This is a genomic window from Brevundimonas sp. KH_058 (assembly GCF_057838505.1).
In genome coordinates, this window is the sequence record NZ_CM174469.1 from 3,327,036 (window position 1) to 3,350,316 (window position 23,281).

The window sequence follows — 23,281 nt, forward strand, 5'->3', positions numbered from 1 at the left end:
AGGGCGAGAATGACGAGTTGAGGAGTGCGACCGCTTGGTTAGAGCGCCAGCATGTCCCGCGTGATCCCGCCAACCGACTTCGCCCCGGTCAACGTCATCGCCACCCGCATCTCTTTCTCGAACAGGTCGAGCAGATTGCCGACACCGGCCTCCCCATCCGCCGCCAGCGCATAGACGAAGGCCCGCCCCAGCAGGACGGCGTCAGCGCCCAAGGCGATGGCGCGCACCACGTCCAGGCCGTTGCGGATGCCGGAATCGACCAGGATTTTCAGATCGCCTTTCACCGCCTCGGCGATGGCCGGCAAGGCGCGGGCAGACGACAGCACCCCGTCCAACTGACGCCCGCCATGGTTCGACACCACGATGCCGTCGGCGCCGAAGCTGACCGCGTCACGGGCGTCCTGAGCGTCCAGAATGCCTTTGATGATCATCGGCCCGTCCCAGAAGTCGCGGATCCATTGCAGGTCCTTCCACGAGATCGACGGATCGAAGTTGTTGGCCAGCCAGCCGATATAGTCGGCCAGGCCTGTCGGCTTGCCCAGATAGGCGGACACATTGCCCAGATCGTGCGGTCGTCCGTTCAGCCCCACGTCCCACGCCCAGGCCGGATGGGTCATGGCCTGGGCCATGCGGCGGATTTCGGCGTTGGGGCCGCTCATGCCCGAATGGGCGTCGCGGTAGCGGGCGCCGGGTGTCGGCATGTCGACGGTGAAGACCAGGGTCTTGACCCCGGCGGCCCTGGCGCGCTCCAGCGCATTTCTCATGAAGCCCCGGTCGCGCAGCACATACAGCTGGAACCACATGGGCCGGTCGATGGCGGGCGCCACCTCCTCGATCGGACAGACCGAGACGGTGGACAGGGTGAAGGGCACGCCGCGCGACGCCGCCGCCTTGGCCGCCTGCACCTCGCCGCGCCGGGCGTACATGCCGGTCAGGCCGACGGGCGCCAGAATGATCGGCAGGCGCAGGGTCTCGTCGAACAGCCGGGTTTCCAGGCTGAGGCTGGTCATGTCCTGCAGGACGCGCTGGCGAAGCGCGATGGCCTGCCAATCCTCGACGTTGCGGCGCAGGGTTTGCTCGGCGTAGGCGCCGCCGTCGATATAGTGGAACAGGAAAGGCGGCAGCTTGCGCCGCGCGGCCTCGCGATAGTCACTGGGCGACGAGATGATCATCGGATCGCCTTACTGGAAGTTGGCGAAGGCGCCGCCGTCGACCAGCAGGGCCGCGCCGGACATGTAACCGGCCATGTCCGAAGCCAGGAAGGCGACGACCGAGGCGATGTCCTCGGGCCGGCCCAGGCGCCCCAGCGGGATGCGGCCCTCCATATACTCGCGCTTGGCCGGGTCGGCGAGATCGTCCTTGTTGATGTCGGTGGCGATGGTGCCGGGCAGGACCGAGTTGCAGCGGATGCCATGGCGACCCAGGGCGACGGCGCAGGATTGCATCAGGCTGTGCACCCCCGCCTTGGTCGGGGTGTAGTGGGTCTGCATCTCGCCGCCGACCAGGGCCGAGATCGAGCTGATGGCGACGATCGATCCACCCTCCCCTTGCTTCACCATCTGGTTCGCCGCCGCCTGGGTCATGAAATAGGCCCCGTGCAGATTGACCTCCATCGTGCGACGCAGGGTCTCGACCGGCATGTCGAGGAAGCCGTGGAAGGGGCAAATGCCGGCGTTGGACACGAAGACGTCCACGCGCCCGAACGCCGCGACGGCCGCATTCACGAAGGTTGTCGCGCTGTCCGGCAGGGCCACGTCGGCATCGACCACGATGGCCTTGCGGCCCAGGGCCTCGATCTCGGCCACGACCTCGTCGGCGGCCGCGTCGTCCTTGTAGGTGTTGATGGCGACATTGGCGCCCTGGCGTGCGGCCTCTATCGCCGTCGCCCGTCCGATACCCCGCGATGCGCCCGTGATCAGGACGACCTTGTTCTCAAGCAGCATGCGGGCTCCGGCGTTTCAATGTGTTCAGGGTTTCGGCAGCCAACCGAGGTCGGCGCTGATGGCGTTGGCGGCGTCGGTGACGGTCTTGGTCAGTTCCGTCATCCGGGCGTCGGACATGTATTGGGCGGCCGAGGAGACGCTGAGCGCCGCGACGATATGGCCGTCCACCGAACGGATCGGGGCGGCGACGCAGCGGATCTGGTCCTCGTTCTCTTCCAGGTCGAAGGCGTAGCCCTTCTGGGCATAGCCGTGCATCCGCTCCAGCCAGACGGCGCGGGCCGACGAATCATAGGGCGCGCCCTCCGGCGCATAGAAGTCGATCCAGTCCGGCTCGGACTTGTCGAGAATCAGGGCCTTGCCCAGGCCCGTCGAGGCGATGGGATGGCGTTCGCCCAGGCGCGAGCCGATGTTGATGCGGCGGCGACCGGCGACCTTGTCCAGATAAAGAGCGTGGCGACCATCGAGCACACCCAGGTGAACCGTGTCGTCGGTCTGGGCCGACAGCTGTTCCAGCCAAGGCCGGGCGACGCGCGGCAGGTGCATCTGCTGGCTGGCCGCATGGCCCAGTTCCAGCAATTTCGGGCCAAGAGAATATCCCTCACGCGGGCGGAACGACAGCAGACGACGATCCACCAGGGCCGAAGCCAAGCGGTGGGTCGTGCTGCGGGTCAGGTCCAGCTTCTCGGACAGCTCGGCCAGAGGCAGCGAGCCCTCCATCAGGGCGTCGATCACATCCAGGCCGCGCAGCAGGGTCTGACTGCCGGACGCCTTGGCGCCGACTTCTTCTTCCCCATCGACCTGTGCGGTCTTGATTGACGTCACTCGTCCCATTTCGTAATCCTCATTCTCAGAATGTAGCAAAACACGCAAGCTTGTCCGGGGAACTGGGTTGAGTTTGACGCGGCGCACGGAGGAAAGCCAGTGAAATCCCGCATGATGGGAGCAAATCACCAAATGCCGGTGATTTCTCAATGAGCCGCCTGCCGAAGATCAAACACGTCCGCGCCTTCGTCGTGAAGAACGATGGAACCGGGGGCGGCGCCGACTATCATGACCAGGGCGACGGCCACTGGATCGATGATCATATCGCCACGCCGATGGCCAAATATCCCGAGTATCGCCAGAGCCGCCGCAGCTTCGGCATCAATGTGCTGGGCACGCTGGTGGTCGAGATCGAGGCCGAGAACGGCGTCGTCGGTTTCGCGGTGACGACCGGCGGCGAACCCGCCGCCTATATCGTCGAGAAACACCTGGCCCGCTTCCTGGAAGGCCGCGATCCGTCCGAGGTCGAGAAGATCTGGGACCAGATGTATTTCTCCACCCAGTATTACGGCCGCAAGGGCTTGGTCGTGAACGCAATCTCCGGCGTCGATCTGGCCCTGTGGGATCTGCTCGGGCGTCTGCGCCAGGAGCCGGTTTTCGCCATGCTGGGCGGGGCGGTGCGCGACGAACTGACCTTCTACGCCACCGGCGCGCGGCCCGACAAAGCCAAGGAACTCGGCTTCATCGGCGGCAAGACGCCCCTGCACCACGGCCCCGCCGAGGGCGAGGAAGGCCTGCACAAGAACATCGCCGAGCTGGAGGCCATGAGGAACGCCTGCGGCGACGACTTCTGGCTGATGTTCGACTGCTGGATGGCGCTGGATCTGAACTACGCCACGCGTCTGGCGCACGAGGCGCACAAGCTGGGTCTGAAGTGGATCGAGGAGGCGCTGAGCCCCGACGACTACTGGGGCTATCAGGCGCTGAAGAAGAACGCGCCCAAGGGGATGCTGGTCACCACGGGCGAGCACGAGGCGACCCGCTGGGGCTTCCGCATGCTGCTGGAGATGGAATGCTGCGACATCATCCAGCCGGACGTGGGCTGGTGCGGCGGCGTCACCGAACTGATCAAGATCTCCGCCCTGGCCGACGCCAAGGGCGTGCTGATGATCCCGCACGGATCCAGCGTCTATTCCTACCACTTCGTCGTGACGCGCCATAACAGCCCGTTCGCGGAGTTCCTGATGATGGCCCCCGGCGCCGACGAAGTCGTGCCCATGTTCCATCCCCAGCTGATCGGCGAGCCGGTTCCGGTGAACGGCAAGCTCAAGGTGCCGGATGCGCCCGGTTTCGGCGTCGAGCTGAACCGCGACATCGCCCTGCATCGCCCCTACGCGCGCTAAGACGAAAGACACTTAAAGAATGAAACTGCTGCGTTACGGCCCTAGGGGCCAGGAAAAGCCGGGCACGCTGGACGCCGAGGGGCGCATTCGCGACCTGTCGGGCGTCGTCGCCGACATCACGCCGGACCAACTGCATGGTGCGGCGCTTGAGGCGCTGAAGGCCATCGACCCGGCTACGCTTCCCCTGGTCGAGGGCGAACCCCGATATGGCGTGCCGGTGAACGGCAGCCGCAAGTTCATCGCCATCGGCCTGAACTTCGCCGACCATGCCGCCGAATCCAACCTGCCCATCCCGGGCGAGCCGGTGGTCTTCACCAAGGCCATCACCTGCCTGAACGGGCCGAACGATGACGTGATCATTCCGCGCGGTTCGGAAAAGACCGACTGGGAAGTCGAGCTGGGCATCGTGATCGGCAAGCCCGCCACCTACGTCACCCAGGACGAGGCGCTGGATCACGTCGCCGGCTATGTGCTGATCAACGACGTGTCCGAGCGCGCCTATCAGACCGAGCGCGGCGGCACCTGGGACAAGGGCAAGGGTTGCGACACCTTCGGTCCCGTCGGTCCCTGGATCGTCACTAGCGACGAAGTGGGCGACGTCCAGAACCTGGACATGTGGCTGGACCTGAACGGCAAGCGCATGCAGACCGGCAACACCAAGACCATGATCTTCGGCGTCGCCGAAATCGTCTCCTATTTGTCGGAGTTCATGACGCTGGAGCCCGGCGACCTGATCACCACGGGCACCCCTCCGGGCGTGGGCCTGGGCCAGAAGCCGCCGCTCTATCTGAAGGCCGGAGACACGGTTCGCCTGGGCATCCAGAAGTTGGGCGAACAGGGCCAGACCTTCGTGGAGTGGACGCGATGAGCGCTTATCAAGGGCGCTTCGCGGGCCGCACCGCCGTCGTCACCGGCGGCGCCTCGGGCCTGGGCAAGGCCTCGGCCGCCCGCATCGTCGCCGAGGGTGGCAAGGTCGTACTGTGGGATCTGAACGCCGATGCGCTGAAGGCGGCGGCCGAGGAGGTCGGCGCGACCCACGTCGTGGCCCTGGACGTCTCGGACGCCGACGCCGTCGCTGCGGCGGCCGAGGAATCAAACAAGGCCTTGGGCAGGATCGACATCCTGATCGCCTCGGCCGGCATCACCGGCGCCACCGTGCCGGTGCACGAGTTTCCGATCGACAGTTGGAAGCGCGTCGTCGACATCAATCTGAACGGCGTCTTCTACTGCTCGCGCGCCATCGTGCCCTTCATGCTGACCAACGGCTATGGCCGCATCGTCAACGTGGCCTCGGTCGCGGGCAAGGAAGGCAACCCCAACGCCAGCGCCTATTCGGCGTCCAAGGCCGGCGTCATCGGCTTCACCAAGTCGCTGGGCAAGGAACTGGCGGGCAAGGGCGTCATCGCCAACAGCCTGACCCCCGCCACCTTCGAAAGTCCGATCCTGGCCCAGATGCCGCAAAGCCAGGTCGACTACATGCGATCCAAGATCCCGATGGGTCGCCTGGGTGAGGTCGATGAGAGCGCCGCCATGGTCTGTTTCATGGCATCGGAAGAATGCAGCTTCACCACCGCCTCGACGTTCGACACGTCGGGCGGACGTACGACTTACTAGGCGCACGCGGGTGGGTTCGGATCTGCGTATCGTCGACGGCCACGTCCACCTGTGGGACCTGTCGCGTGCGCGCTATGGCTGGCTTCAGGATGATCCCCTGCCGAACAATCCGGCGGGGGACATGTCGCCCGTCGCGCATAAGAACTATCTGCTGGACGACTATCTGGCCGATACGGCTGGATGGCGCGTGGACAAGATCGTCCACGTCGAGGCCGGCCAGCCGGTGGGCCAGCAGTTGTCCGAGACCGACTGGCTCCAGTCCATGGCCGATGACCGCGGCTACCCGCACGCCATCGTCGCGGGCGCCGACCTGCTCGATCCCGACCTCGATGCCATGCTGGAGGCCCATGCGGCGCGTCCGAACGTGCGCGGCGTGCGCCAGATCGTTTGCTGGCACGAGGATCCGCTGAAGACCTATACCGACCGCGACCTGCTGCGCGATCCGCAGTGGGTCAAAGGTTTCGCCAAGCTGGCGCGCCACGGCCTGTCGTTCGACCTTCAGCTTTATCCGTCGCAGATGGAGACCGCCGCCATCATCGCCGCGCGCCATCCCGACATTCCCATGATCGTCAACCATGCCGGCCTGCCGACCGACCGGGACGAGGCGGGCATGGAGCGCTGGCGCACGGGCCTGCGCCTGCTGGCCGCCCAGCCTCAGGTCTCGATCAAGATCTCGGGCCTGGGCATCACGGACCGCGCCTGGACACCTGACAGTATCCGCCCCGTCGTTCTGGAATGCATCGACGCCTTTGGGACCGAGCGAGCCATGTTCGCCTCCGACTTCCCCGTCGAAAGCGTCCACGGAACCTTCGACGCCTTCTATTCCGCCTTCGACGCGATCACGGCCGACTTCTCGGCCGACGAGCGCGACCGCCTGTTCGCCGCCAACGCCGAGGCGATCTACCGCATCTGACCCCCATTCCGCCGAAGCCGCGCAAAGACGGCTAGGCCCCGAGGACATCCAGGAGAGTATCCCATGGTCATCGAGACCGACGCCGCCCACACCCCCGGCGGCCTCGCCAAACCCGCCGGTTCGCTGAAAGGCCCGCTGGCCTTCGCCATCGCCTGCTTTCTGATCTGGGGCCTGGCCTATGGTCTGCTGGACGTGCTGAACAAGCATTTCCAGGAGACTCTGAGCATCAGCCAGGCCGACAGCGCCTGGCTGCAGATCGCCTATTTCGGCGCCTATCTGCTGCTGTCGGTTCCGGCGGGGATGTTGCTGCACGCGCGGGGCTACAAGTTCGGCATCGTCTCCGGCCTGGCCGTCACCGCCGTCGGCGCCCTGCTGTTCATCCCGGCGGCGGGCGCGGGCGCCTTCCTGCCCTTCGTCGGCTCGATGTTCGTTCTCGCCGCCGGCCTGTGCATCCTGGAGACCAGCGCCGACACCTACGTCAATGTCCTGGGCGATCCGGCCAAGGCCTCGCAGCGTTTGAACCTGGCCCAGTCGTTCAACGCCCTGGGCGTCTTCTTCGGTCCGCTGATCGGCGGCGCGGTCTTCTTCAGCCCGACCACGACCGAGGCTCTGGGCGGCGCGACCCGCTCGATCCAGATCGTCTATGGCCTGATCGCCGTCGGCGTGGTCCTGTTCGCCCTCGCCGTCTGGCGCGCCCGCCTGCCCGAGACCGGCCTGTCGGATCACGGCGGCGCGGTCGAAGGCGACGCCCCCGCCCTGCCCCTGTCCAAACAGCCGCACTTCATCGCCGGCGTGATCACCCAGGCCCTCTACATCGGCGCGCAGGTCGGCATCGGCGCCTATTTCATCAATCTGGTGACCCACAACTGGCAGGGCCTGACGTCACAGCAAGGCGCCTTCATGTTGTCGCTGGCGGCCATCGGCTATCTGGTCGGCCGCTTCTTCGCCACCGCCCTGCTGCTGAAGGTCAAGCCCCGCGTCCTGCTGACCACCTATGGCGTGATCAACGTCGTCCTGACCCTGGTCGTCGCCGCCGGCATCGACAAGGTCTCGCCCATCGCCTTGCTGGCCGTCTTCTTCTTCATGTCCACCATGTTCGCCACCATCTTCGCCCTGGGCACCACCGGCCTGGGCGCCGGCACCAAGAAGGCCTCGTCCCTGATGGTTATGGCCATCGGCGGCGGCGTTCTGCTGCCCTGGCCCATGGGCAAGATCGCCGACCTCTACGGCGCCAACGTCGCCTTCCTGCTGCCCGCCGTCTGCTTCGCCGTCGTCGCCTGGTACGGCTGGAAGGGCGCCGGCCTTGGACTGAAGAAGGAAGCCGCCTGATGCGTCTTCGCACCGCCCTCCTCGCCTTCACCCTGCTGGCCGGTCCCACGGCCGCCTGCGCCCAGACGGTGACGCCTACCGCCGCCGTCGCGCCCGCCGCGACGATCGACAGGCACGCCCTGGTCACGCGCCACAACGTCAGCCTGACCGCCATCGACCGCCATGCCCCGATCATGCTGGGCAACGGCGACCTGGGCTTCACCGCCGACATCACCGGGCTTCAGACCTTCCCGGAACAGTATTCGGAACTGTCGCCCCTGCTGACCATGGCCCAGTGGGCCTGGCACAGCTTTCCCAATCCCAACGGCTATACCGAACAGGACGGCCTGATCGACGTGCCCGTGCCGGGTCGGGGCGAGCAACCCTATGCCTGGATGAAGTCGTGGGCGGTCGCCGAGACCCAGCCCGCCTACACCTGGCTGCGGGCCAATCCGCATCGGTTCTCGCTCAGCCGCATCGGCCTGACGTTCGCCAACGGCAGGCCGCTGGACTTCGCCAGGGTCGCCGACACGCGCCAGACGCTGGACCTGTGGTCCGGCGCCCTGACCAGCCGTTTCACCTATGACGGCCAGCCAGTCGAGGTCGTGACCCGGGTCCACCCGGCGCTGGACATGGTCATGGTCGAGATCGCCTCGCCCCTGGTCGCCGCCCAGGGTCTGGGCGTCCAGGTCCGCTATCCGGGCGTGAACCCCGCCATCAATCCCGATCCGACAACGTTTGAGGCCTCTGGCGCGCAAAGCCTGAGCATCGTCGCCTCCGACACGGGCGACGTCCGCATTCGCCGCACCCTGGACGACACCACCTATTATTCCGGCATCACCGCCTCGGGTAAGATCGAACAGAGCGGCGCCGACGCCTTCCGCGTGGCCGCCGCTGGTCGCGAGCGTCTGACCATCATGGTCCGTTTCGACCAGCAAGCCCAGACGCCAGCCACCCCAGCCTACAGCGCCGGCGTCCAGGCGACGACTACGCACTGGAACGGCTTCTGGACCCAGGGCGGCGCCGTGGATTTCACGGGCTCCACCGATCCGCGCGCGGCCGAGCTGGAGCGCCGGGTGGTCCTGTCCCAATACCTGTCGGCCGTGAACGGCGCCGGCGAGCTGCCACCGCAGGAAGAGGGCCTGTTCTCCAACAGCTGGTACGGCAAGTTCCACCTGGAAATGCACCCCTGGCACGCCGGCTGGCAGGCCATGTGGGGCCATCCCGACATGCTGGAGCGCAGCCTGCCCTGGTATGTCGGCAATCTGGACAACGCCCGCGCCGAGGCCGCCCGCCATCACGTCAAGGGCGCCTGGTGGCCCAAGATGGTCGGACCCGAGGGCCGCAACAGCCCCAGCCTGGTCTCGCCCTTCATCATGTGGCAGCAGCCGCACCCGATCCTTCTGGCCGAACTGGTCTGGCGCGCCGAGAAGGACCCGGCCGTGCTGGATCGATACGGCGAGGTAGTTGAGGCCACCGCCGACCTGTTGGCCTCCTGGCCCATCGAACACGACGGCCGCCTGAACCTGGGCACGCCGATGATCCCGGCCCAGGAGAACTACGATCCCTTGACCACGGTGAACCCGACCTTCGAGGTCGAGTATTTCCGCTGGGCGCTGGAAACCGCCCAACAGTGGCGCGAACGCAAGGGCCAGGCCCGCCGCCCCGACTGGGATCAGGCCCTGGCGAAGATCGCCCCGCCACCGATGAAGGACGGCCTGTATCTGCCGATCGAGAACCTCCCCGACTTCTGGGAGACGGCCATGTCCGACGCCTGTCGCAAGCACGCGGCGGCGGCCCAGTGCAAGAACCGCGACCATCCCTCCTTCCTGATGGCCTATGGCTTCATACCCGGCGCGCGGATCGATCCGGCCGCCATGCGCCGCACCTTCGAGGCGGTGGAGCAGAACTGGGATGTACGCCAGACCTGGGGCTGGGACTTCCCGATGATGGCCATGACGGCGGCCCGCATCGGCGAACCGGAAAAGGCCGTGAACTGGCTGTTCGCGGACCTGAAGAACAATCAGTGGGGCGTCACCGGCATGACCCCGCGCGTCCATCTGGACGAGCACGCCGACGAACTGGTGCCGGTGTCCGCCGGCGCCGGCGGGGTCGAGATGGCGGTCAACCCAGATGGACCTGGTTATCGGCGCGCCGCCGAGACCTACTTCCCGTCCAATGGCTCTCTGCTGATGGCCATCGGCCTGATGGCGGCGGGCTGGGACGGGTCCAGCGGCCACGCGCCCGGCTTTCCCAAGGACGGCTGGACCGTCCGGGTCGAAGGCCTGACCCCCGCGCCGTAATCCAGAAAAAACCGAGAGGAACGCCCCAATGACGACCTCCAGACGCACCGCCCTGAAGGCCCTGTTCGCGGCCCCCGCCGTCGGCGCCTTGGCCACCACGACCGTTCAGGCCCGGCAGGCCGCAGCCACGCCTGCGCCGGGCCAGACCCCGGTCTGGCCCGCGCCCAACACCGCCCCGCCCTCGACCCAGGAGACGCCGGTCGAGCGGCCGCGCTGGGACGGCCCGGTCCCGACCGAGTGGGTCGATCCCAAGACCGGCCACCGCATCCGCCGCGTCTCGCCCGATGGCGGCGGCGGAAAGCCTTATTTCTACAAGAACATGTTCCTGCAGCCCAAGGCCGGCGCGCCCGACCTGATGGTCATTTCCACGCCCCAAGGCATCTCGACCGTTGACCTGGCGACCTGGACCGTCAGCGTCCTGGTCCCCGAGCACGACGCCGACCTGATGTTCACAGGCCGCAAGGGTCGCAACGTCTATTATTCGGTGACCGCGCCCGGCGAGGGCCAGTTGATGGACCGCGCCAAGACCCTTTTCGTTATCGACGCCGACACGAAACAGAAGCGCGAGATCGGCCGGATTCCGAACGGTCAGATCAACTCGGTCAACGCCGACGAGACCCTGCTGCTTGGCTTTGTCGCCTATGACAGCCAACCGCTTCAGCCCACCGTGCCCGACCCGCGCAACCGTCGCTTCGACCAGGCCGAATACGAAGCCAACGGGCCGGACGGCAAGCCGCTGAACTTCGCCCGCGCCAAGGGCGTGCGGATGCTTCAGCGCTGGGCCGCCGGGTATCCGATGGAGATCTTCGTCATCGACCTTGCGACGGGCGAGCGCCGCGTGATCCACAAGACCAACGAGTGGATCGGCCACACCCAGTTCTCGCCCACCGATCCCCAGCAGATCATCTTCTGCCACGAAGGCCCCTGGCACCGCGTGGACCGGATGTGGGCCATCCGCACCGACGGCACGGGCCTGAGGAAGACCCACCAGCGGACGATGAACTTCGAGATCTTCGGCCACGAATGGTTCAGTCCGGACGGTAAACAGGTGCTCTATGACCTGCAGACCCCGCGCGGTCAGGTCTTCTGGGTCGCCTCGGTCGATCTGGAGACGGGCCGCCGCGTCTATCGCCGGGTCGAGCAGAACGACTGGTCCGTCCACTACAACGTCTCGCCGGACGGAACCCTGTTCGCCGGCGACGGCGGCGATGGCGACATGGTCGCCCATGCGCCCGACGGCAAGTGGATCGTCCTGCTGCGTCCCGAACCGATCGTCGACGGCGATCCGTCCAGCGACAAGGAAGACCAGATCTTCGTCGAATATCTGCGCTCGGAACGGCTGGTGGACCTGTCGAACCACGACTACCGGCTGGAGCCGAATCTGACCTTCACGCCGGACGCCAAATGGATCGTCTTCGTGTCCAACATGCATGGCGCCAATCACGTCTATGCCGTCGAAGTCGCGCGTCGCGCCTAGAAACATCGACAATTTGTCGATGCAGCCCAGCTGAATTGTCGAGGTTTTGTCGAGAATTCGACCTCAATCGTATCAGTTCGGATTTGGGCTGGTTGCAAAATGCGGGAAGCTGTCGCAATAAACGGCACGTCGCCAATCCGACTATGCGCGACAGCATACCAAAAAATGACACCGGTGCCAGATGGCCGCCGGGATGGGGAGAGAACGAATGCGACGGACCAACACCCGGACTCTGTGCGCCGTTGGCGTGTCCCTGGCGGCCCTGATGGGCGCGTCGGCGGCTATGGCGCAGACCGCCCCTGCCGTTGAGCCCGTAGCCGAGGAAGCCGCCCAGGACGACGCGACCGTCGTGGACGAAATCGTCGTCACCGGCTTCCGCTCCAGCCTGCAACAGGCCCTGAACATCAAGCGCCAAGAGGCCGGCGCCGTGGACGCCATCTTCGCCGAAGACATGGCCGACTTCCCCGACCAGAACCTGGCCGAGGCCATTCAGCGCCTGCCCGGCGTGACCATCGAACGCGTCAACGGCCAGGGCACGACCATCTCGGTTCGCGGCCTGAACTCCGACTTTACCCGCACGCGCATCAACGGCCTGGAAGCCCAGGCCGCGTCGGGCGGCAACCGCAGCCGCAGCTTCGACTTCTCGATGTTCGCGTCCGAGCTGTTCAACAGCATCAAGGTGCGCAAGACCCAGTCGGCCGAGATCGAGGAAGGCTCGCTGGGCGCCACCGTCGATCTGCAGACCGGCCGCCCGCTGGATTTCAGCGGCAGCGGCTTCAACTCCGCCCTGTCCGCGCAGGCCTCGTACAACGACCTGTCGGAGAAGACGATTCCGCGTCTGGCGGGGCTGCTGAGTTGGTCGAACGAAGACCGCACCTTCGGCGCCCTGCTCTCGGTCGCCTACTCCGAGCGTTCGCCGATCCTGGGCAGCTTCAACACGACGCGTTGGCAGAAGGGCAACCCCCTCGACGTGAACCCGGTCACCGGTTCACCTTACGGACGTGGCCAGAATTTCGGCAACTGCATTCCCTGCACGACGACGGCGCAGCGCGATGCGGTTCTAAACGCCTTCTATCCGCGCATCCCGCGCTATACCCTTGGCAATACGCAAGAGGATCGCCTGGGCATGACGGGTTCGCTTCAGTGGCGGCCCAGCGAGCGCACCGAGGCAGTGCTGGACGTGCTGTGGTCGCGGGCCAACTCGGAACTCGAAAGCCCCAACATTGAGGCCTGGTCGTTCAGCCGCGCCAATGTGAACAGTGTCGTTGTGCGCGACTATGAGATCGACGCCGACAAGAACATCCTGTCGTACGGCGTCTTCGACAACATGCTGGTTCGGGCCGAAAACGGCTTCACGCGCAACGAAAGCAATTTCTACCAGGCGTCGCTGAACGTGCGCCACGACTTCACGGACCGTCTGCACGGCAATCTGAAGATCGGCGCCAACCGTTCGGAAGCGCGCACACCGATGAATGTCGCCTATGCCTTCGAGGCCGCTGGCGTGAACGGGTACAGCTTCGACTTCCGAGAGGACGATCGCAAGCCAACGATCAACTACGGCTTCGACGTCACTTCAGGTCAGCGTTTCACCCTGGTCAACGCCACGCGCAGCACCTCTGGCGGCAACTTCGACAACCAAGTCGGCGCCGGTTCGCTGGCCTACGACTGGTCCGACTCTCTGACCTTCAAGTTGGGCGGCGAATACCGAACCTACGGGTTCGAGACCTTCGGCCTGACGCGCACCAAGACCAACCCGACCGGCGCGGACCGCCTGACGGGCGTGGACAGCATCGGCCGCGTCGTCGACATCTCGGGCGGCGTGGACGCGGGGGCCGGCTCCGACCTGTCGTTCATCGTTCCCGACATCTCGAAGATCGCCGACTTCCTCAGCTTCTACGACGATCCGTTGGTCGCAAACCGAAGCGAACGCGAAGTGGACGAGACGGACAAGGGCATCTTCCTGCAGGCGGACTTCAACACGACCGTCGCCGGCATGGTCCTGCGCGGCAACGCCGGCATCCGCTACGCCCAGACCGAGGTCACGGCCAAGGGTTGGCAGACGATCGCCACCGGCACACCGCCGGTCACCACCTACGACTACGTCACAACCGAGAACGACTACGAAGACGTGCTTCCGTCCTTCAACCTGGCGCTGGAACCGCGTGAGGACCTGGTTATTCGCCTGGGCGCAGCCAAGGTGATGTCGCGTCCGACGCTGAGCGACCTGACGCCGGGCGGCAGCGTGTCGCCGACCACGCGCACGGTCTCCTACGGCAACCCGCTGCTCGATCCGTTCCGCGCCACAAACTACGATTTCTCGGTCGAATGGTATTTCCAGAACGAAGCCCTGCTCGCCGGCGCCCTCTTCTACAAGGACATAGACAGCTTCATCACGTCCGAGACGGTAGGTATCCCCTACAACCAACTGGGCTTGCCGAACGAACTGCTGCAAGGCGCGGCTCAGCCGACCGACATCTTCCAGGTCACACGTCGCCTGAACGGCGCAGGCGGCGCGCTGAAGGGTATCGAAATCCAGTACCAGCAGCCCTTCACCTTCTTGCCCGGTCTGTGGTCGAACTTCGGCTTCACCGGCAACGTCACCTGGGTCGATTCCGAGGTCAGCTACGGCACGGCCGGCAAGAACCGCCTGACGGGGCAGTCGAAAAACACCGCCAACGCGACCCTGTATTACGAGGACGGTCCCTTCCAGGCCCGTGTCTCCGTCGCGCACCGCAGCCAGTATCTGCTGTCCTTCCCCGGTGCGAACGGCAACTCGGAAGAAGGCGTCAACGACACCACCAACATCGACGCCTCCATGTCGTACGAGTTCACGCCGAACCTGACCTTCTCGCTCGAAGGCATCAACCTGACTGACGCTTATACCGATCGCTACGTCGATGTGACGGACCGCGTGTCCGACTACCGTCACACCGGCCGAGAGATCGCCGTGGGATTGCGCTGGAAGTACTGATCTTCCCTCCCTGACGCTTCTAGCGCGATAGACTTGAGGCCCGGAGCGAAACGCTCCGGGCCTTCTTTTTGTTCGGTGCTGAAGGTTTGCGGGCGGGTGTCAGGCCACGCGAGGGCGCAGGCCGGTGACGCCCGTCGAGTCCGTCACCTTGGGCCCCTTGCCGTCCAGGGTGTCGATATTGCAGTCGCGGAAGCGCCAGTTCTCGGCGTTGGCGATGGCCCCCGCGTCCTGCACGTCCCAGTCCAGCCGTTCGAAGGTGAAGTCCTTCAGCGGCGCCTCGGGATAGGCAGCGGCCGCAAAGCCGACCTTGCCGCCGACGGCCTTGATGTTCGACAGATGGACATCGTGGATGCGGGGAATGCCCTGTTCGCGCGGGACCGGCATGGCCAGGGCGCGCCAATAGTCGGGGACGTCGGCGATGCCTGCCGGGATCTGGGCATAGCTGTAGTTCGGATACCAGTTCAGATTGACCTGCATCAGCGTTCGCACGTCTTGCAGATGGATGTCGCGCAGGCGGATGTTGGAAATCACGCCGCCGCGCGTGTGGCCCGACTTGAAGAAGATGCCCAGCGGCACCGGATATTCGATCCGCAGGCCCGAAACCTCGATGTCGTCGAAACCGCCCGAGGTCTCCGAGCCGAACGTCATGCCGGCCAGGGCGTCGCGAACGATGCAGTCGCGGATCTTCACCTGGCGGCACGGGCGGGCGACACGCAGTCCGTCCCAGTCGCGGCCGGCCTTGATGCAGATGGCGTCGTCGTTGACCGACAGGTCGCACCGCTCGACCAACACCCGCTCGGACGAGTCGATGTCTATCCCGTCCGTCGAGGGACCTCGGCCGCCCAGGTTGTTGCGAATGATCAGATCGGCGACCTTCACGTCGCGCGAATAGCAGATGTGGACCGTCCAGAAGCCCGAGCGCGCCAGGTTCAGGCCTGAGACCTCGACCTGTTGGGAATCATAGACGTGGATCAGGCGTGGGCGGCGGCAATCGTAGTCGGCGGCCCAGCGCAGATCGCGCGGGTCATAGTCGCGTCGCATCGCCCAATAGCTGTCCCAGAAGACCTTGCCGTCGCCATCGACCAGGCCCTCGCCGGTGATCCTGGCGTTCTGCTGCTGATAGATGTTCAGCAGGCCGGCGGGCCAGTCCATCTCCACCCCGGCGACGCGGGTGCGGACCATCGGATAGGCGTCTAGGTTCTGAACCCCTCGCAGGGTCGCGCCTCGGCCGATCGACAGGGTCACGCCCGACTTCACGAACAGAGAGCCCGACAGATAGAGGCCGGGCTTCAGCACCACCACCCCCCCGCCCTGCCCCGCCGCCGCGTCGATCGCGGCCTGGATCGGCCGGGTGTTGAGCGTCAAGCCATCGCCGACCGCGCCATAGTCGGCGGCGTCGAAGGTCCGGCCTACCGACTGAGCTAAGGCCGGTGCGGCGGAGGCGAGCGCCCCGGTCAGGCCGAGTTGCAGCAGGGAGCGACGATGCATGGGCGTTTTCCTTCGCCGTCTGCGCGGCGTCTCACATTATGCTTATTCGTCCCACGATAATGGGCAAGCCGTGAGACGCAAGCGCCCGCGTGTCGCAGCCGTCAGAGATAGGCCCCCACCTGCCAGGGCACGAACTCGTTGTCGCCGACGCCCAGGGCCTCGGACTTTGACGGTTCGCCCGAGGCGACATCGAGCATCTTCTGGAAGATGACGGCGCCGACCTCGGCCAGGCTGGTCCCGGTCAGGACTGGCGAGGCGTCGATGTCCATGTCCTCGTCCATCCAGTTCGCCAGTTTGGCGTTGGAAGCGACCTTGATCGACGGTGCTGGCTTGGCGCCGAAGACCGAGCCCCGGCCCGTGGTGAAGACGATCAGGTTTGCGCCTGAGGCGATCTGACCCGTGGCCGAGCACGGGTCATAGCCAGGGCTGTCCATGAAGCTGAGCCCCGGCGTCGTCAGCGGTTCGGCATAGCCGATCACGTCGTTCAGCGGGGTCGAACCGGACTTGGCCACCGCCCCCAACGACTTCTCAAGGATGGTGGTCAGACCACCCTTCAGATTGCCGGGCGAGGGATTGTTGTTCAACTCCATCTGATGGCGATCGGCATAGTCGCGCCACCACTCCAGACGCGCGTTCAGCTTGTCCGCCACGTCCTGCGACGCCGCGCGCCGCAGAAGCAGGTGTTCGGCGCCCCATATCTCGGGGGTCTCGGACAGCATGGCCGATCCGCCGTGGGCGACCAGCAGATCCACCGCCGCACCCAGAGCGGGATTTGCGGTGACGCCGGACCAGCCGTCCGAACCGCCGCACTGAAGGCCGACCGTCAGGTGGGATGCGGACACCGGCTCGCGCTGGACGTTGGCGGCCTCGGCGACAAGGTCGCGAACGACCTCGATCCCGGCCTCGATAGCGCGTGCAGTTCCGCCGGCCTCCTGGATGGTCAGGGCGCGCAGATGCGGGCCGGATTGAAGGCCTTCGTTGGCCAGCCAGGCGGGGATTTGGTTGGCTTCACAGCCAAGGCCGACGATCAGGATGGAATGGAAGTTCGGATGTCGGGCATAGCCAGCCAAAGTCCGCTGCAGCAGGGTCACGTCGCTGCTGAGGGACGAGCCGCCGCAGCCGCCCTGGTGTGTAAAAGCGACGACGCCGTCCACGCCCTGGGGCAGGCTGGAATCCGGGAAGGCGTCGGCGATGCGGCGCGCCACGGTGGCCGAACAGTTCACGCTGGTCAGGACGCCGATGTAGTTCCGCGTGCCGATCCGCCCGTCCGAGCGGACGATGCCGTTGAAGGTCGCGCCCGACAGCGGCGCGGGCGGGCGCAGGTCGGCGCCGACCTCGGCCTCACGCCCGTCCTCGGCCATGGCCAGATTGTGGACGTGGACGTGATCCCCGGCGGCGATGGCGGTCCTGGCGCGGCCGATGACCTGGCCATAGCGGCGGACCAGACCGCCCTCCTCCACCGCATGACGGGCGATCTTGTGCCCGGTGGCGATGTCGGCGCGCGCTGGCACGTCCAGTCCGTCGGGCGCATCGCCGGTCGCGATATCATCCAGGGCGATGGCGACGTCGTCGGCGGGGTTCAGAATCAGGACGCGAGACATGGACTACTCCGCGACCAGACGCGCGGCCTCGACCGCGCCGTTCTGGCTGAGCGACAGATAGGCGCCCGTGACCGCGACCGTGAACCGGTCGTCGGCGGCGAGCGCGGGCGGAAAGACGGCGGACAGGCTCAGCAAGGCCGAAACCCGCGCCTGGTCGTTGTCGGCGCCGGCCAGCAATTCGGCGGTCTTGCCCGCCAGCGGATCGTCGACGACGAAGGTCTCGCCGCTCTCGGTCACGCCCGACTGCCATTTCATCCAGGCGGCGACGCCCAGGGCCATGGCCTCGATACCCTGCCCAGCCGCCAGGCGTTCGGCGGCCCCGGCCAGCAGGCGCTGGGGCAGTTTCTGCGAACCGTCCATGGCGATCTGGCGGGTTCTGTGCATCAGGGCTGCGTTGGAGAAACGGGCCATCAGCGCCTCGCGATAGGCGGGGATGTCCAGACCTGGCGGCGGGTTCAGCGTGGTCTCGGCCTCGTCCCACAAAGCCTCGACATAGGCGCGGAAGGCGGGGACGGCGACGGCCTCGTGGACATGCTCATGACCCGACAGGGCGCCCAGATAGGCGATGGCCGAGTGAGCGCCGTTCAGCAGGCGCAGCTTGGCGTCCTCCCACGGCTCCACCGCGTCGGTCAGTTGCACACCCAGCGATGCGAAGTCCGGGCGTTCGCCGGCGAACCGGTCCTCGATCACCCATTGGGTAAAGGGTTCGGCCTTGACCATGCCCTGGTCCTCGACGCCGAGACGGGCCGTCAGGCGAACGATGTCTTCGGGGATGGTCGCCGGGACGATCCTGTCGATCATGGTTTGGGGGAAGGCGCCCTCGGCTTCGATCCATTCGGCCAGCGGCGGATCGATCCGGCGGGCCATGGCGATGACCCCGGCGCGGATGCGCTTGCCGTTGTGCGGAAGATTGTCGCAACTGATGACGGTGAAGGGCTGAAGGCCTGCCGCCTTCCTCGCCCGCAGCGCCGCAACGATGAAACCGGGCGCCGTGCGAGGCGAAGCGATGTCGGCCAGGTCGGCGGCGACATCCGCGTCGTCCAGCAGCAGGTCGCCCGTCGCCGGGTCGAGGCGATAGCCCTTCTCGGTCACCGTCAGGGTGACGATGTGGACATCCGCGTCGGCCATGGCGGCGACCAGGGCGGCGGGGTCTTCCGGCCCGACCAGAACGCCGCGACCGGCGCCGATGATGCGCAGATGCTCGTCCGACCCGTCGCGCACGACCAGGGTGTAGAGGCCGTCCTGCGGGTTCAGCTGATCCCGCACACCGGGCGACCGCAGCGAGGCGCCCAGCACGCCCCATCGCAGGTCGCCGCTCGCCAGCGCATCGTCGAACACGACCGCCTGGTGGGCGCGGTGGAAGGCGCCGATGCCCAGATGGACCACGCCGGTCTTCACCTGGGCGCGGTCGTAAACGGGAATGGCGACCTCGGCGGGCAGGTCCTTCAGGACCGCATCGGAAAGGCGGGTCACAGCTTGTAGGCCGCCTTGACCAGACCATAGGTCAGGGCGTGGGCCAGTTCGTGGGCCTCATCCTCTTCCATCCGGTGTTCGACCACCAGCTTGGCCAGGAAGCCGCAGTCCATGCGCCGGGCCACGTCGTGACGGGCCGGAATGGAGAGGAAGGCGCGGGTGTCGTCGTTGAAGCCGACGGTGTTGTAGAAGCCGGCCGTCTCGGTGACCTGTTCACGGAACCGACGCATCCCCTCGGGGCTGTCGTGGAACCACCAGCTGGGCCCCAGCTTCAGCGCCGGATAGTGACCGGCCAGCGGCGCCAGTTCGCGGCTGTAGCTGGTCTCGTCCAGGGTGAAGAGGATCAGCGACAAACGGGTGTCCGACCCAAACCGGTCCAGCAGCGGCTTCAGCGCCCGGACGTAATCCGTCTGGGTCGGGATGTCGCAACCCTTGTCGCGTCCGAAACGGTTGAAGACGGTGGCCGAATGGTTGCGGAAACTGCCGGGGTGCAGTTGCATCACCAGGCCGTCTTCCACTGACATGGCGGCCATCTCGGTCAGCATCTGGCCGCGGAACAGTTCGGCGTCGGCAGGCGTCGCCGGGGCGGTCGAAACGCGGCGGAACAGGGCCTCCGCCTCACTCTTCGGCAGGTCTGCGGTGAAGGCGGTCGGGTGGCCGTGGTCGGTCGAGCTGGCGCCCATCTCGATGAAGACCGCGCGGCGGTCGCGCAGGGCCTGCAGATAGCCGTCCCACGACAGGGTGTCGCGGCCTGTCTGTTCGGCCAGGATCTTCAGATTGTCGCGGAACCCCTCATAGTCAGGATCCAGCACCGGGTCGGGGCGATAGGCGGTCAGCACCCTGCCCTTCCAGCCCGAGGCCGCGATGGTCTTGTGATGCTCCAGCGTGTCGAGCGGGCTCTCGGTCGTGGTCAGGACCTCGATATTGTAGCGGTCGAACAGGGCGCGGGGCCTGAAGGCGTCGGTCTTCAGCGCGGCATCAATGATGTCGTAGTAGTGGTCCGCCGTCTCGGCCGACAAGCGCACGTCGATGCCGAACGCCTCGGCATAGACCCAGTCGTGCCACAGGCGCGACGGCGTGCCCCGGAACAGGTGATAGTTCTCCGCGAACCGTCGCCAGATCTTGCGCGGATCGGTCTCGACCGGACCGCCGTCGGCGCGGGGAACGCCTAAGTCCTCCATCGCCATCCCCTGGGAATGCAGCATGCGAAAGACATAGTGGTCGGGCGTGATCAGCAGTTCGGCCGGATTGGCGAAGGGTTCGTTCAGCGCGAACCAGCTGGGGTCCGTATGGCCGTGCGGGCTGATGATCGGCAGGCCCTTGATCTCGGCATACAGACGACGCGCGACCGTGCGGGTATCGGCGTCGGCGGGAAAAAGGCGGTCGGGATTGAGCTTGAGCGGATGAGCCATGACGTCCTTCACTGGTCCTCAATACGGAGGCGTTGGATCGCCTCGCAAGTCTGATCCCACCAGATACTATGTCGCGGAGAAAAAGACACCGGTTACCTTGGCGTGCCATTTTGTCCACCTTATGGTACTCGACGGCAAATAATGAAAAGCGCAGATCTCGGCGCTTCGGAGGACACAGATGGCGTTTCGTTCGTTCCGCGTGGGCGCAGGCCTGACCGCCGCCCTGATGGCGACCACCCTGTTGACCAGCCCGGTCGCGGCCCAGACGGGCCGTAACGCGCCCCTGCCCCCCGGCGTCGAAACCGCCTGGCTGGAGCCGACCCCGAGACCGGCGCTGAATGTCGATCCGACCGTGCTGCCTTCGCGCGCCGAGGCCCTGGCCGCCGCCGAATATGTGACGGCGTCCCAGATCGCGGCCATGGCTGGGGAGCCCCTGGCCCTGTCGACCGGCAGCAATCTGACGCAGATGTCGTCCAACTGGGTGGCCGCGACCTTCTATGTCGGGGCGGCGCGGCTGGCGCGGGTGTCGGACGATCCCGAGACCCTGCGGTTCCTGACCGCCGTGGCCGAACACTATAACTACAGCGTGCGCGGCGCCCGGTCGGGGCCGACGATGCTGAACGCCGACGATATCGCCATCGGCGACCTGTACGAGGAACTCTACGCCCGGCGCCGCCAGGAAGGCCTGCTGATGCCGCTGCGCCAGCGGCTGGACTGGCAGGTCCCGCACCTGAATCGCTCGGTCGAGACCCCGGCCCTGGTCTGGTGGTGGGCCGACGCCCTGTTCATGGCCCCGCCGGTGCTGGCGCGGATGTCGGCCCTGACCGGCGATCCGAAATACCTGACGGCGGCGGACAGAGAGTGGCAGCGTACGGCCGAACATCTGTGGGTGCCCGAAGAGCGGCTGTTCCTGCGCGACGAACGGTTCAAGGACCGCACCGAGGCGAACGGCGCGCCCATCTACTGGTCGCGCGCCAACGCCTGGACCATGGCGGGTCTGGCGCGCTGGCTGGAGAGCCTGCCCGCCGACCATGCGAACCGGGCCTATTACGTCGATCTGTTCCAGAAGCTGTCGAGCCGCATCCTGGAACTGCAGCAGGACGACGGCCTGTGGCGCGCCAGCCTGTTGGCGCCCGAGATCTATCCCGAGGCCGAGACCTCGGGGTCCGGCTTCTATGTCTATGGCCTGGCGTGGGGCATCAACCACGGCCTGCTGGATCGCGAGACCTATCTGCCCGCGGTGACCAAGGGCTGGGCGGCGCTGAACCGCCACGTCCTGCCCAGCGGCCTGATCGGCGCGGCGCAGAAGACCGGCGACATGCCGGTGCACACCCGGCCGGAAGAGACCGGCCTCTACGCCACCGGCGCCTATGTGCTGGCGGGGCTGGAGATCGCGGACCTGAACGGCCCGGTCCAGTCCCTGCCCCAGGCCGAGCCTGAGCGCGACACGCCCGAGGTCATCACCGCCACGACCCCGACACCCCCCGCCCCCGTCACCGTCGTCGGCGAGGAGGAACTGCGTCGCCGCGCCGAGGAGATGCGCGCCACCGCCGCCCTGTCCTATGACCCCGCCGGGCTGAACCGGCCCTCGACCATCGAGCGCCTGACGCCGCCAACCGCCGGAGAACAGCGCCCACGCGCCGTCGCCCGTTTCGCGCCGGATCGGTTCGACGACCTGCTGTGGGAGAACGACCGCGTCGCCCACCGCATCTATGGCCCGGCGCTGGAAGGCCGCGAGCCGCCATCGGGATCGGGCATCGACGTCTGGGCCAAACGGGTCCGCTATCCCTTCATGGACCGCCAGCTGAAGTTCCCCAACTATCACACCGACCGGGGCGAGGGTCTGGACTACTACGACGTCGGGCGCGGTCGCGGCGCCGGCGGTCTGGGCGTCTGGCAGGACAACAAGCTGTGGACCAGCCGCAACTTCAAGACCTATCGCATTGAAGAAACGGGCGGCGACGAGGCGCGCTTCAGCGTCGACTACGCCCCCTGGCCCGTCGATGTGAATCGCCGGGTGTGGGAGACGCGCGACTTCTCCCTGCCGATGGGGTCCAACTTCACCCGCATGACCTCGACGCTGAACTCGGACAGCGCCGAGCCCCTGATCGTCGGTATCGGCATCACCCGGCGCACAAACGACAACGGCTCCGGCTTCGTCACCCGCGACGCCGCCAATGGTCGGCTGACCTTCTGGGAACCGGAAAACCCCGAGCACGGCGGCATCGGTATCGCCATCCTGGTCGATCCGGCCATGGTCGAGGGCTTCGCTCAGGACGCGGACAACTATCTGATCCTGCTGCGCGTCACGCCGGGCCAGCCCTTCACCTATTACATGGGATCGGCGTGGGACGGCGGTCTGGACTTCAAGACCCGCGAGGCCTGGGAAAGCTTCGTCGCCAGCTACACCCCGCCTGTTCCGTGGCGTTGACGGGCGATTTGTCCGTAAGGGGCGCAAGGCCGTCTTGCGTCCCGGCGCGAGGCTGGACATAAGGGCCGCACACCGCACACGCGGGCCGGCTTAGCTCAGTTGGTAGAGCGCCAGTTTTGTAAACTGGATGTCGCGGGTTCGATTCCTGCAGCCGGCACCATCTCTATGCGACCATCGGGGAC

16 protein-coding genes and 1 tRNA gene are annotated in these 23,281 nt (G+C 66.4%); 10 read left to right on the forward strand and 7 right to left on the reverse strand.

Features of this window, described 5'->3' with window-relative positions; all coding sequences use genetic code 11:
- Positions 1–38: 38 nt before the first annotated feature.
- From lldD to AC3ISA_RS16470, 3 genes are read right to left on the reverse strand one after another with little or no spacing between them, the layout of a single operon-like run.
- Positions 39–1,172 carry an FMN-dependent L-lactate dehydrogenase LldD gene (lldD, locus tag AC3ISA_RS16460; RefSeq protein ID WP_489178719.1) on the reverse strand — a complete coding sequence of 378 codons (1,134 nt, stop codon included), beginning with the start codon at positions 1,170–1,172 and terminating at the stop codon, positions 39–41.
- Between the two features lie 9 nt (positions 1,173–1,181).
- The gene (lra1, locus tag AC3ISA_RS16465; RefSeq protein WP_489178720.1) at positions 1,182–1,943 is read right to left on the reverse strand and encodes an L-rhamnose 1-dehydrogenase Lra1; all 762 of its coding nucleotides are present in this window, start codon (positions 1,941–1,943) and stop codon (positions 1,182–1,184) included.
- A gap of 24 nt (positions 1,944–1,967) precedes the next feature.
- Positions 1,968–2,765 (reverse strand): IclR family transcriptional regulator, encoded by a 798-nt coding sequence (locus AC3ISA_RS16470; protein ID WP_489178721.1) that lies wholly within the window; start codon positions 2,763–2,765, stop codon positions 1,968–1,970.
- Positions 2,766–2,914: 149 nt separating this feature from the next.
- On the opposite strand from AC3ISA_RS16470, the gene rhmD reads away from it, so the two are divergent.
- The 8 genes from rhmD (at position 2,915) to AC3ISA_RS16510 (ending at position 14,694) form a co-directional block, all read left to right on the forward strand.
- Complete coding sequence (rhmD, locus tag AC3ISA_RS16475) at positions 2,915–4,108, forward strand: L-rhamnonate dehydratase (RefSeq protein WP_489178722.1); 1,194 nt, start codon at positions 2,915–2,917, stop codon at positions 4,106–4,108.
- A gap of 19 nt (positions 4,109–4,127) precedes the next feature.
- Positions 4,128–4,976, forward strand: a complete 849-nt coding sequence (locus AC3ISA_RS16480) for a 2,4-didehydro-3-deoxy-L-rhamnonate hydrolase (RefSeq protein ID WP_372692153.1) — start codon at positions 4,128–4,130, stop codon at positions 4,974–4,976.
- The gene (locus AC3ISA_RS16485; RefSeq protein WP_489178723.1) at positions 4,973–5,722 is read left to right on the forward strand and encodes an SDR family NAD(P)-dependent oxidoreductase; all 750 of its coding nucleotides are present in this window, start codon (positions 4,973–4,975) and stop codon (positions 5,720–5,722) included. The genes AC3ISA_RS16480 and AC3ISA_RS16485 overlap by 4 nt, the downstream gene beginning before the upstream one ends.
- Positions 5,723–5,732: 10 nt before the next feature.
- Positions 5,733–6,635: an amidohydrolase family protein gene (locus AC3ISA_RS16490; RefSeq protein ID WP_489178724.1), complete on the forward strand. Its 903-nt coding sequence runs from the start codon at positions 5,733–5,735 to the stop codon at positions 6,633–6,635.
- Positions 6,636–6,698: 63 nt separating this feature from the next.
- On the forward strand, positions 6,699–7,964 hold the full coding sequence (locus AC3ISA_RS16495; RefSeq protein ID WP_489178725.1) for an MFS transporter: 1,266 nt from the start codon (positions 6,699–6,701) through the stop codon (positions 7,962–7,964).
- The gene (locus AC3ISA_RS16500) at positions 7,964–10,246 is read left to right on the forward strand and encodes a hypothetical protein (protein ID WP_489178726.1); all 2,283 of its coding nucleotides are present in this window, start codon (positions 7,964–7,966) and stop codon (positions 10,244–10,246) included. The genes AC3ISA_RS16495 and AC3ISA_RS16500 overlap by 1 nt, the downstream gene beginning before the upstream one ends.
- Before the next feature lie 28 nt (positions 10,247–10,274).
- Complete coding sequence (locus AC3ISA_RS16505) at positions 10,275–11,723, forward strand: oligogalacturonate lyase family protein (RefSeq protein WP_489178727.1); 1,449 nt, start codon at positions 10,275–10,277, stop codon at positions 11,721–11,723.
- A gap of 208 nt (positions 11,724–11,931) precedes the next feature.
- Positions 11,932–14,694, forward strand: coding sequence for a TonB-dependent receptor (locus AC3ISA_RS16510; protein WP_489178728.1), 2,763 nt, complete (start codon positions 11,932–11,934; stop codon positions 14,692–14,694).
- 99 nt (positions 14,695–14,793) lie between these two features.
- Here AC3ISA_RS16510 and AC3ISA_RS16515 read toward each other — a convergent pair whose 3' ends face one another.
- The 4 genes from AC3ISA_RS16515 to uxaC all read right to left on the reverse strand — a co-directional run bounded on the left by AC3ISA_RS16515 (position 14,794) and on the right by uxaC (position 20,668).
- Positions 14,794–16,182 carry a glycoside hydrolase family 28 protein gene (locus AC3ISA_RS16515; protein ID WP_489178729.1) on the reverse strand — a complete coding sequence of 463 codons (1,389 nt, stop codon included), beginning with the start codon at positions 16,180–16,182 and terminating at the stop codon, positions 14,794–14,796.
- 101 nt (positions 16,183–16,283) lie between these two features.
- Complete coding sequence (locus tag AC3ISA_RS16520; RefSeq protein WP_489178730.1) at positions 16,284–17,783, reverse strand: UxaA family hydrolase; 1,500 nt, start codon at positions 17,781–17,783, stop codon at positions 16,284–16,286.
- A gap of 3 nt (positions 17,784–17,786) precedes the next feature.
- Positions 17,787–19,256, reverse strand: a complete 1,470-nt coding sequence (locus AC3ISA_RS16525) for a mannitol dehydrogenase family protein (protein WP_489178731.1) — start codon at positions 19,254–19,256, stop codon at positions 17,787–17,789.
- On the reverse strand, positions 19,253–20,668 hold the full coding sequence (uxaC, locus tag AC3ISA_RS16530) for a glucuronate isomerase (protein WP_489178732.1): 1,416 nt from the start codon (positions 20,666–20,668) through the stop codon (positions 19,253–19,255). The genes AC3ISA_RS16525 and uxaC overlap by 4 nt, the downstream gene beginning before the upstream one ends.
- A gap of 178 nt (positions 20,669–20,846) precedes the next feature.
- On the opposite strand from uxaC, the gene AC3ISA_RS16535 reads away from it, so the two are divergent.
- A complete protein-coding gene (locus tag AC3ISA_RS16535; protein WP_489178733.1) occupies positions 20,847–23,099 on the forward strand; it encodes a glycoside hydrolase family 88 protein in 2,253 nt (750 codons plus the stop codon).
- Between the two features lie 84 nt (positions 23,100–23,183).
- Positions 23,184–23,259: transfer RNA gene (locus AC3ISA_RS16540), tRNA-Thr, on the forward strand.
- Positions 23,260–23,281 lie beyond the last annotated feature (22 nt).